This window comes from Chitinophaga sp. YR627 (assembly GCF_900114995.1).
Classification (GTDB): domain Bacteria; phylum Bacteroidota; class Bacteroidia; order Chitinophagales; family Chitinophagaceae; genus Chitinophaga.
In genome coordinates, this window is the sequence record NZ_FOUX01000006.1 from 32,497 (window position 1) to 50,351 (window position 17,855).

General features: G+C 46.3%; 13 protein-coding genes. 8 read left to right on the forward strand and 5 right to left on the reverse strand.

What is annotated here, in order from left to right:
• Positions 1–53: 53 nt before the first annotated feature.
• From BMZ72_RS29420 to BMZ72_RS29440, 5 genes are all read left to right on the forward strand, one after another.
• Positions 54–647, forward strand: a complete 594-nt coding sequence (locus BMZ72_RS29420) for an RNA polymerase sigma factor (RefSeq protein ID WP_089813895.1) — start codon at positions 54–56, stop codon at positions 645–647.
• A 234-nt stretch (positions 648–881) separates the two neighbouring features.
• Positions 882–1,817: a FecR family protein gene (locus BMZ72_RS29425; RefSeq protein ID WP_089813897.1), complete on the forward strand. Its 936-nt coding sequence runs from the start codon at positions 882–884 to the stop codon at positions 1,815–1,817.
• A 99-nt stretch (positions 1,818–1,916) separates the two neighbouring features.
• Positions 1,917–5,294: a TonB-dependent receptor gene (locus BMZ72_RS29430; RefSeq protein WP_255373325.1), complete on the forward strand. Its 3,378-nt coding sequence runs from the start codon at positions 1,917–1,919 to the stop codon at positions 5,292–5,294.
• An 18-nt stretch (positions 5,295–5,312) separates the two neighbouring features.
• Positions 5,313–7,112, forward strand: a complete 1,800-nt coding sequence (locus BMZ72_RS29435; protein WP_089813901.1) for a RagB/SusD family nutrient uptake outer membrane protein — start codon at positions 5,313–5,315, stop codon at positions 7,110–7,112.
• Positions 7,113–7,150: 38 nt separating this feature from the next.
• Positions 7,151–8,272, forward strand: coding sequence for a glycoside hydrolase family 76 protein (locus BMZ72_RS29440; protein ID WP_255373326.1), 1,122 nt, complete (start codon positions 7,151–7,153; stop codon positions 8,270–8,272).
• 127 nt (positions 8,273–8,399) lie between these two features.
• Here BMZ72_RS29440 and BMZ72_RS29445 read toward each other — a convergent pair whose 3' ends face one another.
• The 3 genes from BMZ72_RS29445 to BMZ72_RS29455 all read right to left on the reverse strand — a co-directional run bounded on the left by BMZ72_RS29445 (position 8,400) and on the right by BMZ72_RS29455 (position 10,756).
• The gene (locus BMZ72_RS29445) at positions 8,400–9,404 is read right to left on the reverse strand and encodes an NADP-dependent oxidoreductase (protein WP_089813905.1); all 1,005 of its coding nucleotides are present in this window, start codon (positions 9,402–9,404) and stop codon (positions 8,400–8,402) included.
• A gap of 42 nt (positions 9,405–9,446) precedes the next feature.
• Positions 9,447–10,277 carry a helix-turn-helix domain-containing protein gene (locus BMZ72_RS29450; RefSeq protein WP_089813907.1) on the reverse strand — a complete coding sequence of 277 codons (831 nt, stop codon included), beginning with the start codon at positions 10,275–10,277 and terminating at the stop codon, positions 9,447–9,449.
• An 89-nt stretch (positions 10,278–10,366) separates the two neighbouring features.
• Positions 10,367–10,756 carry a hypothetical protein gene (locus BMZ72_RS29455; protein ID WP_089813910.1) on the reverse strand — a complete coding sequence of 130 codons (390 nt, stop codon included), beginning with the start codon at positions 10,754–10,756 and terminating at the stop codon, positions 10,367–10,369.
• A gap of 774 nt (positions 10,757–11,530) precedes the next feature.
• Between BMZ72_RS29455 and BMZ72_RS29465 the strand changes: the two genes are divergently transcribed.
• The gene (locus BMZ72_RS29465; RefSeq protein WP_255373327.1) at positions 11,531–12,535 is read left to right on the forward strand and encodes a GlxA family transcriptional regulator; all 1,005 of its coding nucleotides are present in this window, start codon (positions 11,531–11,533) and stop codon (positions 12,533–12,535) included.
• A 21-nt stretch (positions 12,536–12,556) separates the two neighbouring features.
• Positions 12,557–13,564 carry a type I glyceraldehyde-3-phosphate dehydrogenase gene (gap, locus tag BMZ72_RS29470; protein WP_089813916.1) on the forward strand — a complete coding sequence of 336 codons (1,008 nt, stop codon included), beginning with the start codon at positions 12,557–12,559 and terminating at the stop codon, positions 13,562–13,564.
• Between the two features lie 2 nt (positions 13,565–13,566).
• Here gap and BMZ72_RS29475 read toward each other — a convergent pair whose 3' ends face one another.
• Entirely contained in the window at positions 13,567–14,589 is a 1,023-nt protein-coding gene (locus tag BMZ72_RS29475; RefSeq protein ID WP_089813918.1) for a LacI family DNA-binding transcriptional regulator, read from the reverse strand.
• A gap of 62 nt (positions 14,590–14,651) precedes the next feature.
• Between BMZ72_RS29475 and BMZ72_RS29480 the strand changes: the two genes are divergently transcribed.
• Positions 14,652–16,280 (forward strand): glycoside hydrolase family 43 protein, encoded by a 1,629-nt coding sequence (locus tag BMZ72_RS29480; RefSeq protein WP_255373328.1) that lies wholly within the window; start codon positions 14,652–14,654, stop codon positions 16,278–16,280.
• Positions 16,281–16,333: 53 nt separating this feature from the next.
• Here BMZ72_RS29480 and BMZ72_RS29485 read toward each other — a convergent pair whose 3' ends face one another.
• On the reverse strand, positions 16,334–17,566 hold the full coding sequence (locus BMZ72_RS29485) for a hypothetical protein (RefSeq protein WP_089813922.1): 1,233 nt from the start codon (positions 17,564–17,566) through the stop codon (positions 16,334–16,336).
• Between the last annotated feature and the right edge of the window lie 289 nt (positions 17,567–17,855).

The following is a 17,855-nucleotide window of genomic DNA, read 5'->3' on the forward strand; positions in this document are numbered from 1 at the left end:
GCACTTGTTTTCTTAAGTAATTCGCGCTTTCTTTACGGCTCACGAAGTTCAAGATGTTCGAAACGCATATCAGTGATGGGGACTTGCTACAGCTGCTTAAAGGAGATGATACCGCTGCTTTCGAGACCCTGTACAACCGTTACTGGAAATCTCTCTATACCAGGGCCTGCCAGCGGGTCGACGCAGATGATGCAAAAGACCTTGTACAGGAGGTGATGCTTAGCCTTTGGCGCAGACGCCAGGAGATACCTGTATTTAAGGAGGGGGAATTCGCAAAATATCTGCATGCCGCTATCAAATACCGGGTGATCAGTCACTATGCCTTTAGTACAGCAGAAATCAAAAAACTGGCCCTCTTTGACGTGCTGGATAGTCAGGAATCCACTGACAGACTGGAAACAAAAGAACTGACCGCCAATATTGCCGCGGCCGTCGGTCAGCTGCCCGCCCGTATGCAACAGATCTTCCGGATGAGCCGGGAAGAAGATCTTTCCATTGCTGAGATAGCCCGTAAACTGAACCTTTCTGAACAAACGGTCAAAAATCAACTGACCGAAGCCCTGCGTAGGATGCGTACTTCACTGAAAAACAGTTCTTCAGGCGACTGGGCCTTTATTGTGGCTTATATTTTCTGCCATCTGAAATAATGCTGTTGTTATCTTCAAATCATTGATATTCAATAGTGTGTATGCTGTTCTATAGTCTGACTATAGTTACTCTCCGATAGTGCTGGCTTTTGAACGAAGCACTAATGTTAGATGACTATAGTCAGACTATAGACAGACCATTTTCTACCTCTTTTTTAGCGCTGGAAATTTTTTTTTTCAGGAGACTAGTACCAAACCCCTTTTTTCCGGATAAGCTATTAAAACGTCCACATTTTGGAAACTGAGAAACTGAAACGCATACTCCGGCAATATCTGTTGGGGCAGGCGAAGGAAAAGGAAAACCACGTTATTGAAAATTGGTATCAATCCTTTGACAATGAGCCTGTAACATCTTTGAATTCCACGGAAGAAGAGCAGATCCGGCAGGAGATCTGGCGTAAGCTTCAACCAGAGATCCATACCCGCAAGGTACATTATCTGAAAAGAAATCTGGCTGCGGCTGCAGCGGCCGCTTTACTGCTTGCAGGAGGGCTGACGGGCTATTTCCTGACCAGGAAGTCGTCCGGGCCAGCCTATACCACTGTCACCACTGCTATTGGTCAGAAAAAGACCATCCAGCTGGCAGATGGCTCCCGCCTGATGCTGAATGCCGGTTCTACCGTCCGTATACCTGAAAATATGGATCGGGAGAGAAGACTGGACATCGTTGATGGGGAGGTCTTTTTTGATGTAAAAGGGAACCCGGATGTACCATTTATTGTGGAGAGCGGTCCGCTGACCACGACGGTACTGGGTACCTCTTTTAATGTCAGCGCCTATAAAGCCCTGAACAAGATGAGCGTAGCCGTAACTGACGGTAAAGTAAGCGTAGCGAGAGAAAACAACCAGGCCGATGTATTGGTAAAAAATGAAGCGCTGACTTATGACCGACACAAGGGGACCGTTTCTGTAGATGCGCTGGATAACAGTCTGCTGGGATGGCAGCAGGGCACATTAGTGCTGAATGACGCCTCCTTTGACGATATGGTTGTCCTGATGCAGAAGAACTACGGCATTACCCTGACAACAACAGTACAGCGTGTACGGGAGACGCGGTATACCACCGAACTGTCGACCGATATGGAACCTGTGAAAGCCGCGGAAGTACTGGCAGCCATCCACCATCTGAAAATTAAAGTGACCAGCCACGAGGTCGCACTGTATGAATAAAATGCCATCAGCATCAGCAAAAATCACAAAGCAAAAACTGTAAGCAACCACTGTGACGGAAGTTCCAACTAACGTAACACTCTAATGCCTAAACTACGTATGAAAAAAATTGCCACGACCTTCAGAAGACGGGCTTTGTCCATCGTCTTCCTAGTACTCAGTGCGTCTCTTTTCCTGCCTGTATATGCAGGTAAAGGGCAAATCCTGAAAGAAACCAACGTTACGATCCGTCTGAAAAGCGGTTCATTGGAGTCAGCGATACAAGACCTGCACTCCTCCACCAAAGTTGCTTTTGCCTACGACAAACAACTGTTAAGATCATTTCCTATAGCCGACTGTTCTTTCTCCAATGAAAGACTGGACGTCGTACTGGAGCAGCTGCTGCGCAATAAGCAATTAGGTTTTGAAGAAGTTAATAATGTTGTTGTTATCAGCAAGGCTAATAACAACGCGTCAGCGATCGCTCCTAAGAGCACCCGCGAAGACATAGTAGTGTCAGGTGTGGTGAAGGATGAAAGCGGTAATCCAATGCCTGGTGTAAGCGTAGCTGTACGCGGTACCAGCACGATGACATCCACCGGTGCAGACGGTAAATTTAAACTGATCGTACAATCACGTGATGCAGTGATCGGCTTCAGCTTTATCGGTTATGAAACAGCTGCTGTTACTGTCGGTACACAGACAAGTGTAGAGGTACATATGAAAATAGCGAGCAAGTCCCTTGGTGAAGTGGCCGTTGTAGGTTTCGGTACGCAGCGCAGGGTAAGTCTGGTAGGTGCGCAGTCTGAAATTAAGCCTGCGGAATTCAAACAACCTACCGCTAACATCAGTACTATGCTGGCTGGTCGTATCGCCGGTGTGGTAGGTGTACAACGTTCCGGTGAACCGGGAAGAGGCGCTGCCGATCTGTGGATCCGTGGTATTTCCACTTTTGGTAATGGTAACAATGCTGGTCCGCTGGTATTGGTAGATGGTGTGGAACGTTCTATCAATAACATTTCTCCGGAAGATGTTGAATCATTCACCGTACTGAAAGATGCTGCCGGTACAGCAGTATATGGTGTGCGTGGTGCGAATGGCGTTATTCTCATCAAAACCAAAACAGGTAAAGTAGGTAAACCACAGATCTATCTGGATTATAATGAGGGTGTAAATACATTTACCCGTCGTCCGGAAATGCTGGATGGTATCTCTTACATGCGTCTTGCTAATGAGGCGCTGACCACCCGTAATCAGAATCCTAAATACTCTGAAGAATATATCCAGAATACTATCAGCGGAAAAGATCCTTTGCTGTATCCGAATGTAGACTGGATGGATGCTGTGTTCAATAAATATGGTCATACCCGCAGCACGAACCTGAATGCCAGCGGTGGTGTGGAGAATGCACAGTATTATGTGTCACTGGGTTATTACAATGAATCAGGTTTCCTGAAGACAGACGACCTGGCGAAGTACAATTCATCGCTGAAGTACAACAGGTATAACTTTACCAGTAACCTGAATCTGCGTGTCACTAAAACAACGAAACTGGATGTAGGTTTACAGGGATATTTTTCCAATGGTAACTATCCAGGCATATCATCCGGAGACATCTTCCAGAGTGCAATGGATGCAGCTCCTGTTGCATATCCGATTATGTATCCAGGCGGTTTCGTACCCGGCCAATCATCCAACGGAGGTTTCCGTAACCCTTATGCAGACCTCACCCGCAGAGGTTATACCAACGAATTCCGCAATCAGCTTTATTCCAACATCAGGGCCACCCAGGATATGGACGCACTGACCCAGGGTTTGAAAGCCAGCGTGATGTTCGCATTTGATTCCTACAACCAGAACAACATCATCCGTTCAAAGAGAGAGGATACCTATTACCCTGACCAGACCAATCCTTACAAACCGGATGGTTCGCTGAACCTGGTGAAGACATATACTGGTAATCAGTACCTGGGATTTGATAATAGTCCTGGCAGCCGTCAGACCAGCCGTAAGTTCTATACAGAGGCGTCTCTGAACTATGACAGGAGCTTTGGTAAACACCGTGTAGGTGGTCTTGCGCTGTTCTATTCCAGCGATAGAACCAACGCACTGGCAGGAGATTTCATCAGCTCCATTCCTGAGCGTTCACTGGGTCTTGCAGGCAGAGTGACCTATTCTTACTCAGATAAATATTTCGTTGAACTGAACGCAGGTTACAACGGTTCCGAACTGTTTGCACCTGGTAACCGTTTTGGTTTCTTCCCTGCAGTAGGCATAGGCTGGATCGCATCGGAAGAGAAATTCTTTGAACCATTGAAACATGCGATCAACTTCCTGAAATTCCGTTATTCCAATGGTAATACCGGTTTGGGTAGCGCAGGCGACCGATTCCTGTATATCACGAATCTGAATACTTACAACGATGCTTATAAGTATGGTCAGGTGCCACAGTTTGTAGGTGGTATCAATATCAACCGTTATGCAACGAATGTAAAATGGTCTGTGTCTAATAAACAGGATCTGGGTATCGAGTTCCGTACACTGAATGATCAGTTGTCTGTGATCGTAGACCTGTTTAAGGAGCACCGTACCGGTATCTTCCTGCAGCGTGCTTCAAGCGTAGATTTTATGGGGCTGGAAAATCAGCCTTATGCTAACCTGGGTATCGTAGATAACAAAGGTTTTGACGCGACCCTGGAATATACTACACGCTTTGGTGCGGTAGATTTAAAACTGAGAGGTAACATTACCTATACAAAAGATAAGCTGATCGAAGATGACCGTCCACCACAGAACTATCCATGGATGGAGCACAGAGGTAACAACGTACTGGCGCGTTATGGTTACATCGCGGAAGGATTATTTGCAAGTGAAGATGAAGTAAATAAGAGTGCAGTACCAGGTGATAAATCTAAAGTGAAGCCAGGAGATATCAAGTATAAAGACCTGAACGGTGATGGTATCATCAACAGTTATGATGTAACGAAGATCGGTCGTGGCGATGTACCTAGCACGGTGTATGGTTTTGGATTTGACCTGGGTTACAAAGGCTTCAGCTTTGGTTTATTATTCCAGGGTATTTCAGATGCAGACAGGATGCTGAGAGGTTCTGCGATCATTCCATTTAATGGTGGTGGCGGTGTAACCAATGCTTATGCGATCGCTACAGACAGATGGACGGTAGACAATCCGAATCCAAATGCGTTCTACCCTAGACTGGCTTATGGAGAAGCGGAGAACAATAACAATACACAGGCAAGTTCCTGGTGGATCAAAGATGTAAGCTTTGTACGTCTTAAGTCTGCGCAACTGGCATATAACTTCCCTGCGTCAATGATGGGCAGAACCGGTATCCGCGCGGCATCTGTTTATCTGCAGGGTATCAACCTGCTTACTTTCAGCAAATTCAAACTGTGGGATCCTGAGCTGAACACCGACAATGGTTCCGCTTATCCGAACATCAGAACTATTTCTCTGGGTATGAATCTGAAATTCTAACGTTATAAGAAACTGATCATGAAAAAGCTAGTATATACATTCCTCGTTTTGGCACTCATGTCCACATCCTGCTCAAAGTACCTGGATCAGGTACCGGATGACAGGCTTACTATTGAAGAAACTTTCAGAACCTGGTCGACCGCAGAGCGTTTCCTGGCCGACGTATACCGTCGTGTACCGGATGAATACGGTCAGCGTGATGCAGGTTCTGAAAGCAACCGCGGGGTATGGACCGGCGGTTCTGATGAAGCAGATTTTGTATGGGGGTTTGTAAGATCCAATGACATTAATATAGGTAACTGGGATGCGAATTCCGGTTTTGTAGGTGACTACTGGCGTAACTTTTACCGTGGTATCCGTGGCGCCAGCGTATTCATGGAAAATGCAGATAAGATCACGGATCTGTCACCCGATCTCATCAAAAGATATAAAGCAGAAGCGAGAGCACTGAGAGCGATGTATTATTTCTACCTGATCCGTATTTATGGACCAGTAGTGATCCTGGGCGATCAGGTGCCTTCTGTGGATATGAATATCCAGTTACCACGTAGCTCTTTTGATGAGTGTGTGGCATTTATCAGCAGCGAACTGGAAAAGGCGGCAGCAGACCTGCCAACTGTACAGGGCAGAACGGAAGACTATGGCCGTATCACCAAAGGTGTAGCGATGGCTTTCCGTGCAAATGCACTGATGTATGCGGCAAGTCCGTTATATAACGGTAATACCGATCTGGCGGATATGGTCAACAAAGATGGTAAACACCTGATCAGTCAGACGTATGATGCTAATAAATGGAAAGTAGCTGCGGATGCTTATCAGAGCTTCCTGAGTACTTTTGCTCCAGGGACTTATGATCTGTACAGAGAGAATGATGCGAACGGTAACTATGATCCATATCTGTCCTGCCGTAACGTGATCCTGAAGGACTGGAATAAAGAGGTGATCTTCGCCAGACCCGGTAGCTCTATTGGCCCGAGACAGTATGAACTGACTCCTTATCACAATGGTGCAAGCTCCCGTGATGTAAAAGGCAGTGGTGGTTTAGGCGCTACGCAGAATATGGTAGATGCATTCTTTACCAAAAATGGCAGAAGCATCGATGATCCGCAGTCAGGTTATGTGAAGACCGGCTATTCCCAGTACCAGACCCCTTATGATACACATCCGATCGAGGTGTATAATCAATGGGCAAACAGGGAACCACGTTTCTATGTAAATATTACTTTTGATGGCAGCACCTGGCTGAATACTTCTTTCGGTGAGATCACCACACGTCTGTATAATACTGGTAACTCCGGTAAACAGACCGGTGGCGGTGACTATTCTCCAACCGGTTACATTGTGCGTAAAGCGATGGGTACCGGCAGATGGGATGTAGACAACCGTTCTGTTATCCTGTTACGTTTAGCAGAGATGTACCTGAGTTATGCAGAATGTCTCAATGAATCAGAACCAGGTAGTGCAGAAGCACTGAGATACCTGAACCTGATCCGTGAGAGAGCAGGGGTGCCACAATATGGTTCTGAGTCATTGCCGGCACCTGCAGGACAGGATGCGCTGCGTGAAGCAATCCGTAAAGAGCGCAGGGTAGAGATGGCATTTGAGAATAACCGTTTCTTTGATGTGCGTCGTTGGAAAATAGGAGAGCAGACGCAGAACGGACCGATGTACGGACTGAATATCAGCAGCGATCTGCCGAATTTCCTGAATGTTGTGGTGTTTGAAACACGCGTATTCAACAAACGTCATTATTTCTTCCCGCTTCCTTCCAATGATGTTAACAATGATAAGGAGTTAGTGCAGAATCCAGGTTGGTAATTACAAAGTTTTCTATCATGCTAACATATACGACTATTATGAAGCGTCTCACCTGTCTGCTGACAGCTGCGGTTTTGCTGGTAAGCATTTCCTGCAGCAAGAGCAACCCACGGGGGCCGGTTAACGAAGAGCCACCTGTGCTACCGCCCGTATCTTTTACATCGAAAGATGCGACGGCTGCATTCAACACGTTCAATCAGTACTTTTATAGTACGACGGACAAACTGTATTATTCCAATACAGAGAAAAAGGATATCGGCGCCATCTGGACACAGGCGGTGTACTGGGATCTGATCATGGATACTTACAGGCGTACGGGAGATGCTGCACATCGCAAGATGATCGACGACCTGTACCAGGGAGGTTACAATCGTTATGACAAGTATAACTGGAGTAACAAAGTAGTATGGTTTATCTATGATGATATGATGTGGTGGATCATTTCACTGGCACGCGCGCATCAGATCACGGGCAACCAGGAGTATCTGAACCGTTCTATCGAAGGATTCCAGTATGTATACCAGGAGTCTTACGACAAGGAGCATGGCGGTATGTGGTGGGATTTTAATCATACAGGTAAGAACTCCTGTATCAATTTCCCGACTGTGATAGCAGCCATGACCTTGTATAATATTACAAAAGAGGCAGCGTATCTTGATAAGGCAAAAGATCTGTACAGCTGGTCACTGGCGAATCTTACTGACAGTACCACCGGTCGTGCAGCTGATAACAATATCAGAGGTAATAAAGGCTGGTCTGATTATACCTATAACCAGGGTACTTTCATTGGTGCTGCGGTGATGTTGTATAAGGCGACCGGTCAGCAATCTTATCTCGATAATGCGAAGAAGGGAGCTGACTATACCCAGCAGAAAATGTCTGATGTGAATGGCATTCTGCCGGCGGAGGGAGACTGGAATGAACAGGGTGTGTTAAAGGCCATCCTGGCGCATTATCTGCTGACACTGGTAAAAGACGCTAATCAGCCGCAATACCTGCCATGGATCAGGAAGAATATTAATATGGCATGGGGTAACAGGGATGCTGCCAGAGGGATCATGCACAGGAACTATAAGATACCTTGTCCGACAGGGATCGTACAGTCCTACGAAGCCAGCAGTGCTGTTGAGTTCATGCAGGTTTGTCCACCGGAAAAGTAATCCATATCCTATATGTCTCTATTTCAGGGTGCATCACACGTCCGCTCCACGGCGTTGGTGCGCCCTTTTTTTAGTTTTAATGTTCTCTATGCGCTGATTTGTTTGTTTCCATTCATCCTGCCGGGTTTTATTCGCTGATGCGCATGATCAGTTTATGTCCCCGGGTCTCGTTATTTTCCAGCATGGTATGTGCTTTCCTGACAGTGTCTACGCTGAAGTCGCCGAGTACGTTGACAGGGGAAGGGGTAATAATGCCTTTTTCGACCAGTGACTTTACGCGGTCGAGCAGTTCGCCGTAATAGGAGAAATTACCTTTCAGACTATAGGCATAATTGGAGATGTTCATGACTACGGCGCCGATATTAAAGAGGTTTTCCCTGGCTTCTTCGGTGGCGAAGTTGGTCACATCTACGTAGGTGCCGTTGAGTCTTACGAGGTTGCTGCACAATTCAGACATCTTACGGCCAACGAGGTCGATGCTGTAGTCGAATAACTGGTTGTTATTGGCCTGTATAATAGCCGGTATGACGTTATCGGCTCTATAATCGATGATCTGTCTGGTGGAAAGTCCGGCGTTGAGCAATTGCTGTCTGCTGTCTTCATTGCCAGCAGTAGTGACTATTTTATTGATCCCCTGAGAAAGGAGGAGTTTGATCAGTACGAGTCCGACACCACCCGCACCGCCGCTGATAAACACGGATTCTTCCGTGGAAATCTTGAGGCGGTTACAGCACTGCAGGGCGGTAAGAGCACTGATCGGCATAGCTGCTGCCTGATCGAAGCTGATATTTGCCGGCTTTTTGGCGAGGATCTGCTGCGGTACGCCGATGTATTCAGCATAGGTACCGTTGGTGCCCATACTGCCAGAAGCGCAGAAGACGTCATCGCCGATGTCAAAGTTCCTGACAGATCGTCCTTTAGCGGTAATGACGCCGGAGAATTCCCTGCCTAGTATGGGAGAGTGTATACGTTTGCTTTCGTTGGCGCCGGACCGCATCTGGTAATCGATGGGATTGAAGGCCGTGGACGTGATCTTTATGAGGACTTCATTGTCGTTGATATGCGGGAGATCTGTATCTGCCAATGCGAAATTGTCGACACTGCCGAGCTGTTTCAGGACTATTGCTTTCATGTGCTATCTTACTGAAACAAATGTAGGCAATTTAGGGGCCAATTATGATCGTCCGCCAGCAATGCATACCGTTGACTGTAATTTTAGGAATTGGGCCGGAGAAAGGCCTAAAAAGTGGCTAAAATCGTGAATCAGGTGACTCTGATCATAGTATCCACCTTCATGGACCAGCTCAAACCAGTCAATATTACCGCTTTCTGCCTGGTCCTGTAATCGTGTCAGGGTCTTTTTGAACCGCTGGTAACGGTTCATCTCTTTGGCGCTGTAACCGAGGTATTTCTTATGTTTTAGCTGGATATTTCTTTCGCTTTGACCCTGTCTGTCCGCGATGTCTTTAATGGGATTGATAATACTGTCGTTTTCGCCGGCACTGATGATGTCTTCCGATCCTTTATCTCTTTCACGGAGATAGGCTGCGGAGAAATCAAGAATAGCGTCTACACGTTCCTGCATGTTGTTCAATGCTTTGAGCGTATCCCAGAAAGCAGCAAAACAGTGTTCCCCCAGGATCTCATCAGGGTGGAGGAGGAAGTCGGTGTAAGACTGGAGGTGTTTGCCAAAGAAGCGGTAGAATGCATCATGTTTGAAGTTGGCGACCAGCATTTCTCCGTTGGGCGGGATGGTGTATTGATGGGCGAGTTTAATAGGGCCGATGACCATGCTTTTATCGATGGTGATTGGGATGTTTTCTTCTATGAAGAAGAGGCCGGGGTTGGAGAAGTTGAAGATGAGGATGGTCTGGAAGGTTGGGGAGAGGATCTTTGTGACGGGGGTGGAGGTGCGGTTGTGGACGAAGTAGAAAGGGGAAAAGATCTCCTGCCATTCCGGGGGAACGGGGAGGTGGCCGGTGAGGTAGGAGGAGGTGGGTTGCATGAGGCGAAGGTAAGGAAAAGAGAGAGGCTCAGCACCTAAACAGGCATGTCATAAATGTCACCGTGCATTTACAGACGAGGTTCTGATCGTTATTCTTTTACTTCGGGTAACTTTGTTTGCATTTGTTTTAATGCCTCTTTGGGAGTCATATACCCTAAGCTCACAGAGCAAACAATTAAACCACCAAAAAAAACAAGTAAGGTAACGTACGTTTTCTCAAATTTTAAATGAACCATACTTGTTATCATTATAATGATTATGAAGTTGGCTATTATTAGAGAATTTTTCAAAATTTTTGATGGGTCAAGGCACATGATGAAAATATTAACTATGGCGAATAAAATGACTAATAACAGCAACGCCCAGACTTTTGGGTTGTATCTTGGTGCTGTGTTCAAAAAATCTTCCGGATTGAAGCCGTGATTCGTACAAATATCTTTAAGTTCCTCTGGAGTTCCTTCAAACGAGCCAAGCTTCATATACGGTTTGATTTGGTTGGTGTATGTAGAATTTTGTTTATATCTTCTTGGGCTTTATCAGTGGTCCATTCAGTATGATTGTAATCCTTAATAAGGATGATACGTCTTTGATCCATCATAATATTCGTGCCCTTAAAATTTACAGATGATAGGTCGCCTGAAACAAAATCTTGTTTTATGGAACTTAATACGTCTGATATCTTCGAATATTGACTTGAAAAATTATCTGAGGAAGGTATTTGTTCGTGAAAATAGACAATTAATACTGCACCTTCATTACCGCAGTTAAAAATAGTGATTTGCAAACCTATGTTGGGTTTGAGCCGAGATGTTAAATTCTTTCTCAATTCATTTACATAATGTAGAATAGTATTTTGCTCCATTTTATTGAATAGCCTATACCTTGGCCAAGGATCTGGATTATAATCTAATCTCAAACTACTTTTTAAGCTATGTAAGCAATCTCGAGATAGTAATCATTTTAATATGTAGACTATCATTTTGTCTAATATCATAGTCGTATTGAGGTTTAAAAAGTACTCTTTTAATATTGAAATTGACATATGCTACTTGTCTTGGGACATTACTTTAATGATTATCTCTTATAGAAAAGATATTCTTAAATCTAATCGGATAGATCGTGAATTTTTTTTGATAGTAATAAACACTTTTCGTAGGCTATTGACTTATTCTTCCATTTGGCACAAATTGTATCATTTATGGCATTTGTGCCATCCCTAAACAATGTTACCTTTATCCTGTTCAAGCAATTATATGTCTCCAAAACATAAAAAACTCATCGTTATTGTACCTATGCCTGGTACCTATATGCTGGACATTGCAGGACCGCTGGACGTCTTTGCAGCTGCCGACAAGATGCTCTCTGAAACCGTAGGGAAAGAGGACGTCGGATATGAAATTATAACAGCCTCTCCACTTAGTACGAAAAAACTCACCACGAAGAGTGGGGTGGAGATTATTTGTCCGGTAAAGGTGGATGAAGTAGAAGGGCCGATAGATACACTGATCGTAGCCGGTTTTTCTATTAGAAACCAGGAGACAGGCAAACGTTTCTGTGAATGGTTAAAAAAAGCCTATCCAAAGCTGCGCCGTGTGGGTTCTGTCTGTGTGGGGACGTATGCGCTGGCAGAGGCAGGTATACTACATGGTAAACAGGCGACTACGCACTGGGAATTCAGTCAGGATTTTCAGCGTCGTTATCCGGATATCAAAGTGGATACGAATCCTTTCTATACGAGAGACGGCAATGTGTATACTTCCGGCGGGGTAGCATCCGGTATTGATCTGGCGCTGGCGCTGGTGGAGGAAGACTATGGAAGAGATGTTGCCCTTGCTGCTGCCCGTAAGCTGGTATTGTTCCTGAAACGTACGGGTTATCAGTCGCAGTTCAGTACACTGTTACAGGTACATTCGATGGAGAATTCCATTGCCGGTAAACTGCAACCCTGGATGATGCAGCATCTACAGGATGACCTGAGCGTGGAAGAACTGGCAGTACATAGTAATATGAGTCTGCGCAACTTCAACCGGATATTCCTGAAAGAGACAGGTATGACGCCAGGGAAATTTGTAGAAAAGCTGCGGATTGAAATGGCCAGGAAATACCTGGAGGACAGCGACATGAGTATGGAGCAGATTGCAGAAAAATGCGGACTGGGAGGGATTGTATCTATGCGGCGCACTTTTATGCGGCATATGATGGTATCGCCCAGTGATTACCGCAGAACATTCAGAACATCATTACAAACCGTTCATTGATCACCTAAAAATATATTTACGATGAAAGTAGCTATTAATGGATTCGGACGTATCGGCAGAATGACACTCAGAGCATTACAGGACAAAAAAGGAGTGGAGGTAGTGGCTATTAATGACCTTACAGAGATCGGGTTGCTCGCGCACCTGCTGAAATATGATACTTCACATGGCAAGTTTCCCGGCACCGTTACACATGATGATAAACATCTTGTTGTAAACGGGAAGAAGATCCTTTTACTGAATGAAAGATCTCCGGAAAAACTGCCATGGGGAGAACTGGGGATAGACGTTGTGATTGAGTCTACCGGCCGTTTTACACAGAAAGACCTTGCACAGCAGCATATTACTGCGGGCGCGGGCAGAGTATTGATCACAGCACCGGCAACAGGTAATGTGAAGACGATCGTAGCAGGTGTGAATGATGACCTGATCACGGATGAAGATGAGATCCTGTCTACAGCTTCCTGTACGACGAACTGTATCGCACCGGTATTATACCTGCTGGATAAGGAATATGGTATTGCTTCCGGTTATATGAGTACGGTGCATGCATTTACCATGGACCAGATGTTACAGGATGGACCGCATAAAGATTACAGAAGAGCACGTGCAGCTACGCAGTCAATTATACCAACGACGACAGGTGCTGCAAAGGCGATCGGAGATGTATTGCCCGGACTGAAAGGTAAGATGGATGGATTCTCTTATCGTGTACCGGTGATTGACGGTTCGATTGCAGATATGTCACTGAACCTGGTAAAACCGGCATCCGCAGCAGAGATCAATGCATTGTTCAAACAGCATGCTGACAATGATCTGAAAGGTGTACTGGAATATACAGAAGAGCCGCTGGTATCAGCAGACATTCTGGGTAATACCCATTCTTCCATCGTAGATGCGAGTCTGACGCGTACGATCGGAAACCTGGTGAAGGTAGTGGCCTGGTATGATAATGAAGTTGGTATTTCCAACAGGATCGCAGAACTGACGGTACAGATGGCACAACGGCTGACTGCAACACAGGCCTAGTATCAGGAAGAAGCCTGTATGATCAGGCTTGTATTCAGAATTTTTCTTTCAAACTCCTTCACGGGCTTTTTACTTTCTATCAGTTGCAGTAGCAGGTTCGTAGCAATCTGTCCCATTTCGAAGGCTGGTTGTCGTACAACAGTCAGCGGTGGATGCAGCAATTCTATCAGATCAGAGTTAGAGAATCCCACCAGGGCAATGTCCTGCGGGATGCGTATGCCCTTACTCTTCAATACCCGCATACAGTTGGTGGTCAGCTTATCTGACGCCGTGAATATAGCATCAGGTCGTGGGCGCAGTTTCAGTAACTGACTCACGGCCTGTTCTACTTCCTGCAGGTGCAGACCGGCATAACGGCTGTATTTGATCAGGGCTTTACCAGGTTTCACTTTCGTCTGGGCCAGTGCCTCCCGATAACCAGCAATACGTTCTCTGCTGATGGACAAACTTTCCGGTCCGGCGATAACGGCAATATGTTTGTACCCCTTATTGATCAGATGTAAGGTCGCATCATAAGCACCCCTGAAATTATCTACCATCACCTTATGCGTCTGGATCTCTTCTACGATACGGTCAAAAAAGACGATCGGAAATCCTCTTTCATGTAATGCTTTCAGATGGTCCAGATTTTCCGTACCACTGGATACGGAGATGAGTAGTCCGTCGATAGAACGGGAGGCCAGGTATTGCAGGGTCATCACTTCCTTGTCAAAAGACTCATGCGTCTGGGAGATCATGACGTTATATCCTTTATCCTTTGCGACGGACTCAATACCATTAATGGCCTGGGAGAAAAAGCTGTTGGCGATTTCAGCAACGATCACCCCGATGGAGCGGCTTCGTTTTTCCTTGAGACTGAGCGCAATAGGATTCGGATGATAATTGATCCGGGTGGCATATTCCAGTACCAGCTGTTTGGTAGCAATACTGATCTCATGACTATCCCGCAGTGCACGGGACACAGTAGAGGTGGATAACCCCAGCGCAATGGCTATATCTTTTATAGTGGCTGCTTCAAATTTCATAACGTAGTGAGTAAATATACTTATAATTTATTTTATACTATATTAGTGTCATTCTTACACGTATGAAAAACGCTTTGCAGATGAAGAAAAAGCTGCTATTTATTTTGGCTGGTTTGTGCCTCCCAACGCTGTTTTATGGTCAGCAGCGCTCCCTTTCCCGGGTAGCTGATCTCGGAAATGGCTCCTATAAAAATCCTGTATTGAATGCCGATTATTCCGATCCGGATGTTTGCCGGGCAGGGAATGAGTTTTTCATGACGGCGTCCAGTTTTAATGCGGCCCCGGGCTTGCCCATTCTGCAGTCGAAAGACCTGGTGAACTGGCAGCTGGTGGGACATGCCCTCCTGCGCCAGCCTCCTTTTGTGCATTTCAGCAAGGTCCAGCATGGCAATGGGGTATGGGCGCCTTCTATCCGTTATCATAAAGGAGAATTTTATATCTATTACCCTGATCCTGATTTCGGTATATACATGATCAAGGCAAAAAATGCGGCGGGACCCTGGTCTGGTCCTGTGATGGTAAAAGAAGGTAAGGGGTTGATAGATCCCTGTCCGCTGTGGGATGACGACGGCAAGGTCTATCTTGTACATGCCTGGGCAGGCAGCCGGGCGGGTATCAAAAGTATCCTGACACTCAATCGTATGAATGAAGCCGGTACAGCAGTCACGGATGAAGGGGTACTGGTTTTCGACGGACATGGCGCACACCCGACACTGGAAGGTCCTAAGTTGTATAAACGCAATGGTTATTATTACATTTTTGCGCCGGCAGGTGGCGTGAGTACCGGTTGGCAGCTGGTATTACGGTCCAGGAACATTTATGGTCCGTATGAAGAGAAGATCGTCATGGACCAGGGTAAGAGTGTGGTGAATGGTCCGCATCAGGGCGCCTGGGTGGATATGCCTTCCGGCAGCAGCTGGTTCCTGCATTTTCAGGATAAAGGTGCTTATGGGCGTGTGGTACATCTGCAACCCATGCAATGGATGAAGGACTGGCCGGTGATAGGTGCGGATACTGATGGTGATGGGAAAGGAGAGCCGGTGATGACTTACCGGAAACCACTGGCAGGTATGCCGGTGATCACGCCGCCAGAATCAGATGAATTCAATAGTGCGACATTAGGGTTGCAATGGCAATGGCAGGCGAATCCGGTATCTACCTGGATGATGATGTACCCGGCGAAAGGGGCGTTACGCTTATTTTCTGCGAAAGTGCCTGATTCTTCCCGTAATCACTGGCAGGTACCAAATCTGTTGTTACAGAAGTTTCCGGCGGATAGTTTCACCGTGACCACGAAATGTACATTTACCCCAAATCCTGCACTGGAAGGAGAGCGTACAGGCCTGATCATTATGGGTGTTGACTATGCGGGCATCTCACTGATGAAGAAGGATAATAAATTGCAACTGTTATATGCGTCCTGTCTGAAAGCAGACAAAGGCGCTGCTGAAGAACAGGAAGTGCTGAAGACGATAGAAGGGAATACCTGTTGGTTCCGGGTGAAGGTAGATAAAGGAGCGGTGTGTCAGTTTAGTTATAGTACAGATGGTATGAAGTTTATTGATGCGGGGAAGCCGTTTGTAGCACAGCCGGGAAGATGGGTAGGAGCGAAGGTGGGGCTCTTTTGCACGCGTAATACACAGATCAATGATAGCGGCTTTGCGGATTATGATTGGTTCAGGGTAAATTGAGTATTGATATTACATCAGGGAGCATGGAGCTATCACCTGCTCCCTGATGTAACTTATGGTAGTGCAGCAAATACCTTATTTAGCGCACGTCCTTCCCAACCTGTGATTACTCCTGCTCCCACGGGTTCTCCGCTATAGAGGATCGTATTATTAAATCTTCCACCACCACGTACGTGTGCTCTGCGTAAGACCTTGCCTGCATGCGGTTTATGAATATGCACTGTGAATGGCTCGATACAGCGATCAATGCCATTTAGAGAATCAGGTAATGTATATGTAAAAACTCCCAGGGCAGATGGACCATTTCCCCATGTTCCTTCATCGTGTAAGTCTGTACAAACCGGCTGTACGCTGGTGATCACATCCTCAAAATACCTTTCCATTTTCCGGTCTTCCAGCAATGCCTGCGCGGCGTCCAGTTTTTCTTTTACCAGTTGTGCTGCCTCAAGCAATTCTGCTACCGGCAAGTCGGCAGTGGATCTGGTCTGTTCTGCCTGTCTGGCGGTTCTGGTTGCAGTATTCGCTGCCACATTATCGTTCAATGCTTTCCAGCTTCTGTGCGTAGCAGCAACTGTTCCCCATACCGTTCCCGCCGGAGGCCTTGCCGGTTCTGCAGCAGATCCTGCCGCAATATCTGCATTCAACTTATTGATCTCACCGGGCAAAGCGGCAAGTCTGGTTCTGAGATGTGGTGCAGATTCCATAGCAGGAACAAAGGTGCGCTGAGCCAGATATTCATCTTTTTTCTCGTTCACTTCTCCCATAAATACGGCTAATTCGGCGCGCTTCTGCGTGATCAGCGTTTGCCGTGTTACAATACTCGCAGCTGAGGCCCATTGTGGTAAAGGGGGCATTGCGGTTCCTCTCAGCGCAACCAGGTCGATTTTGATCGCCGGGATCTCTCTTCGTTGTACAGGCGCTGCATGATTGATATGTACCGTCCGCAGTCCGTCCGTCTGTGGAACAGGTTTTGCCTGTAACACCCCTCTTTCTGTCACAGCGGCTTTTTGTTGCAGTTGTGCTGCCAGCTTCGGACTATTACTGATAGCATCCATCTGCTTTCTCTGTATAAGCTGGTGTGGACTCACATCTGCCATCTGCTGCTGCTGTTTTAACTGTCGCACCTGTGCGCTGTTATCAGCCATATCCTGCCACTTCATTTGCAGTGCATCTTCGTCGCGATCGCTCATGAGCTGATGTACAGCCTTCCTGTTAGTTGTCCGGGATTCATGACCGGCAACAGCGCTGCTTTTCTGCGCTATTGCATTGTCAGCATGTGTATGCATGGTAGCTGATTTAGGTACAGGGATTGAACGGTAATATTAGCCTCGTTTCAGGGAATTGTCTCTTAGATGGTGCTAAAGATATAGTTTTATTTATAATTTATCAATTGTTCTGCCAGCCCTGTCTTCCCGGTCACTTTTACGCCCTCCGTTTCTTTGTCTGAGCCCCTGATCCTGATACCTTTTCCGCAAACGTTTGCGTAAATAAATACCTCCATTCCTTTCCGTATTAATGAATATCGGCGTAGAATTGTTTCGGGGAGACCCAAAGGATGAACTGAAGAGGAACAGT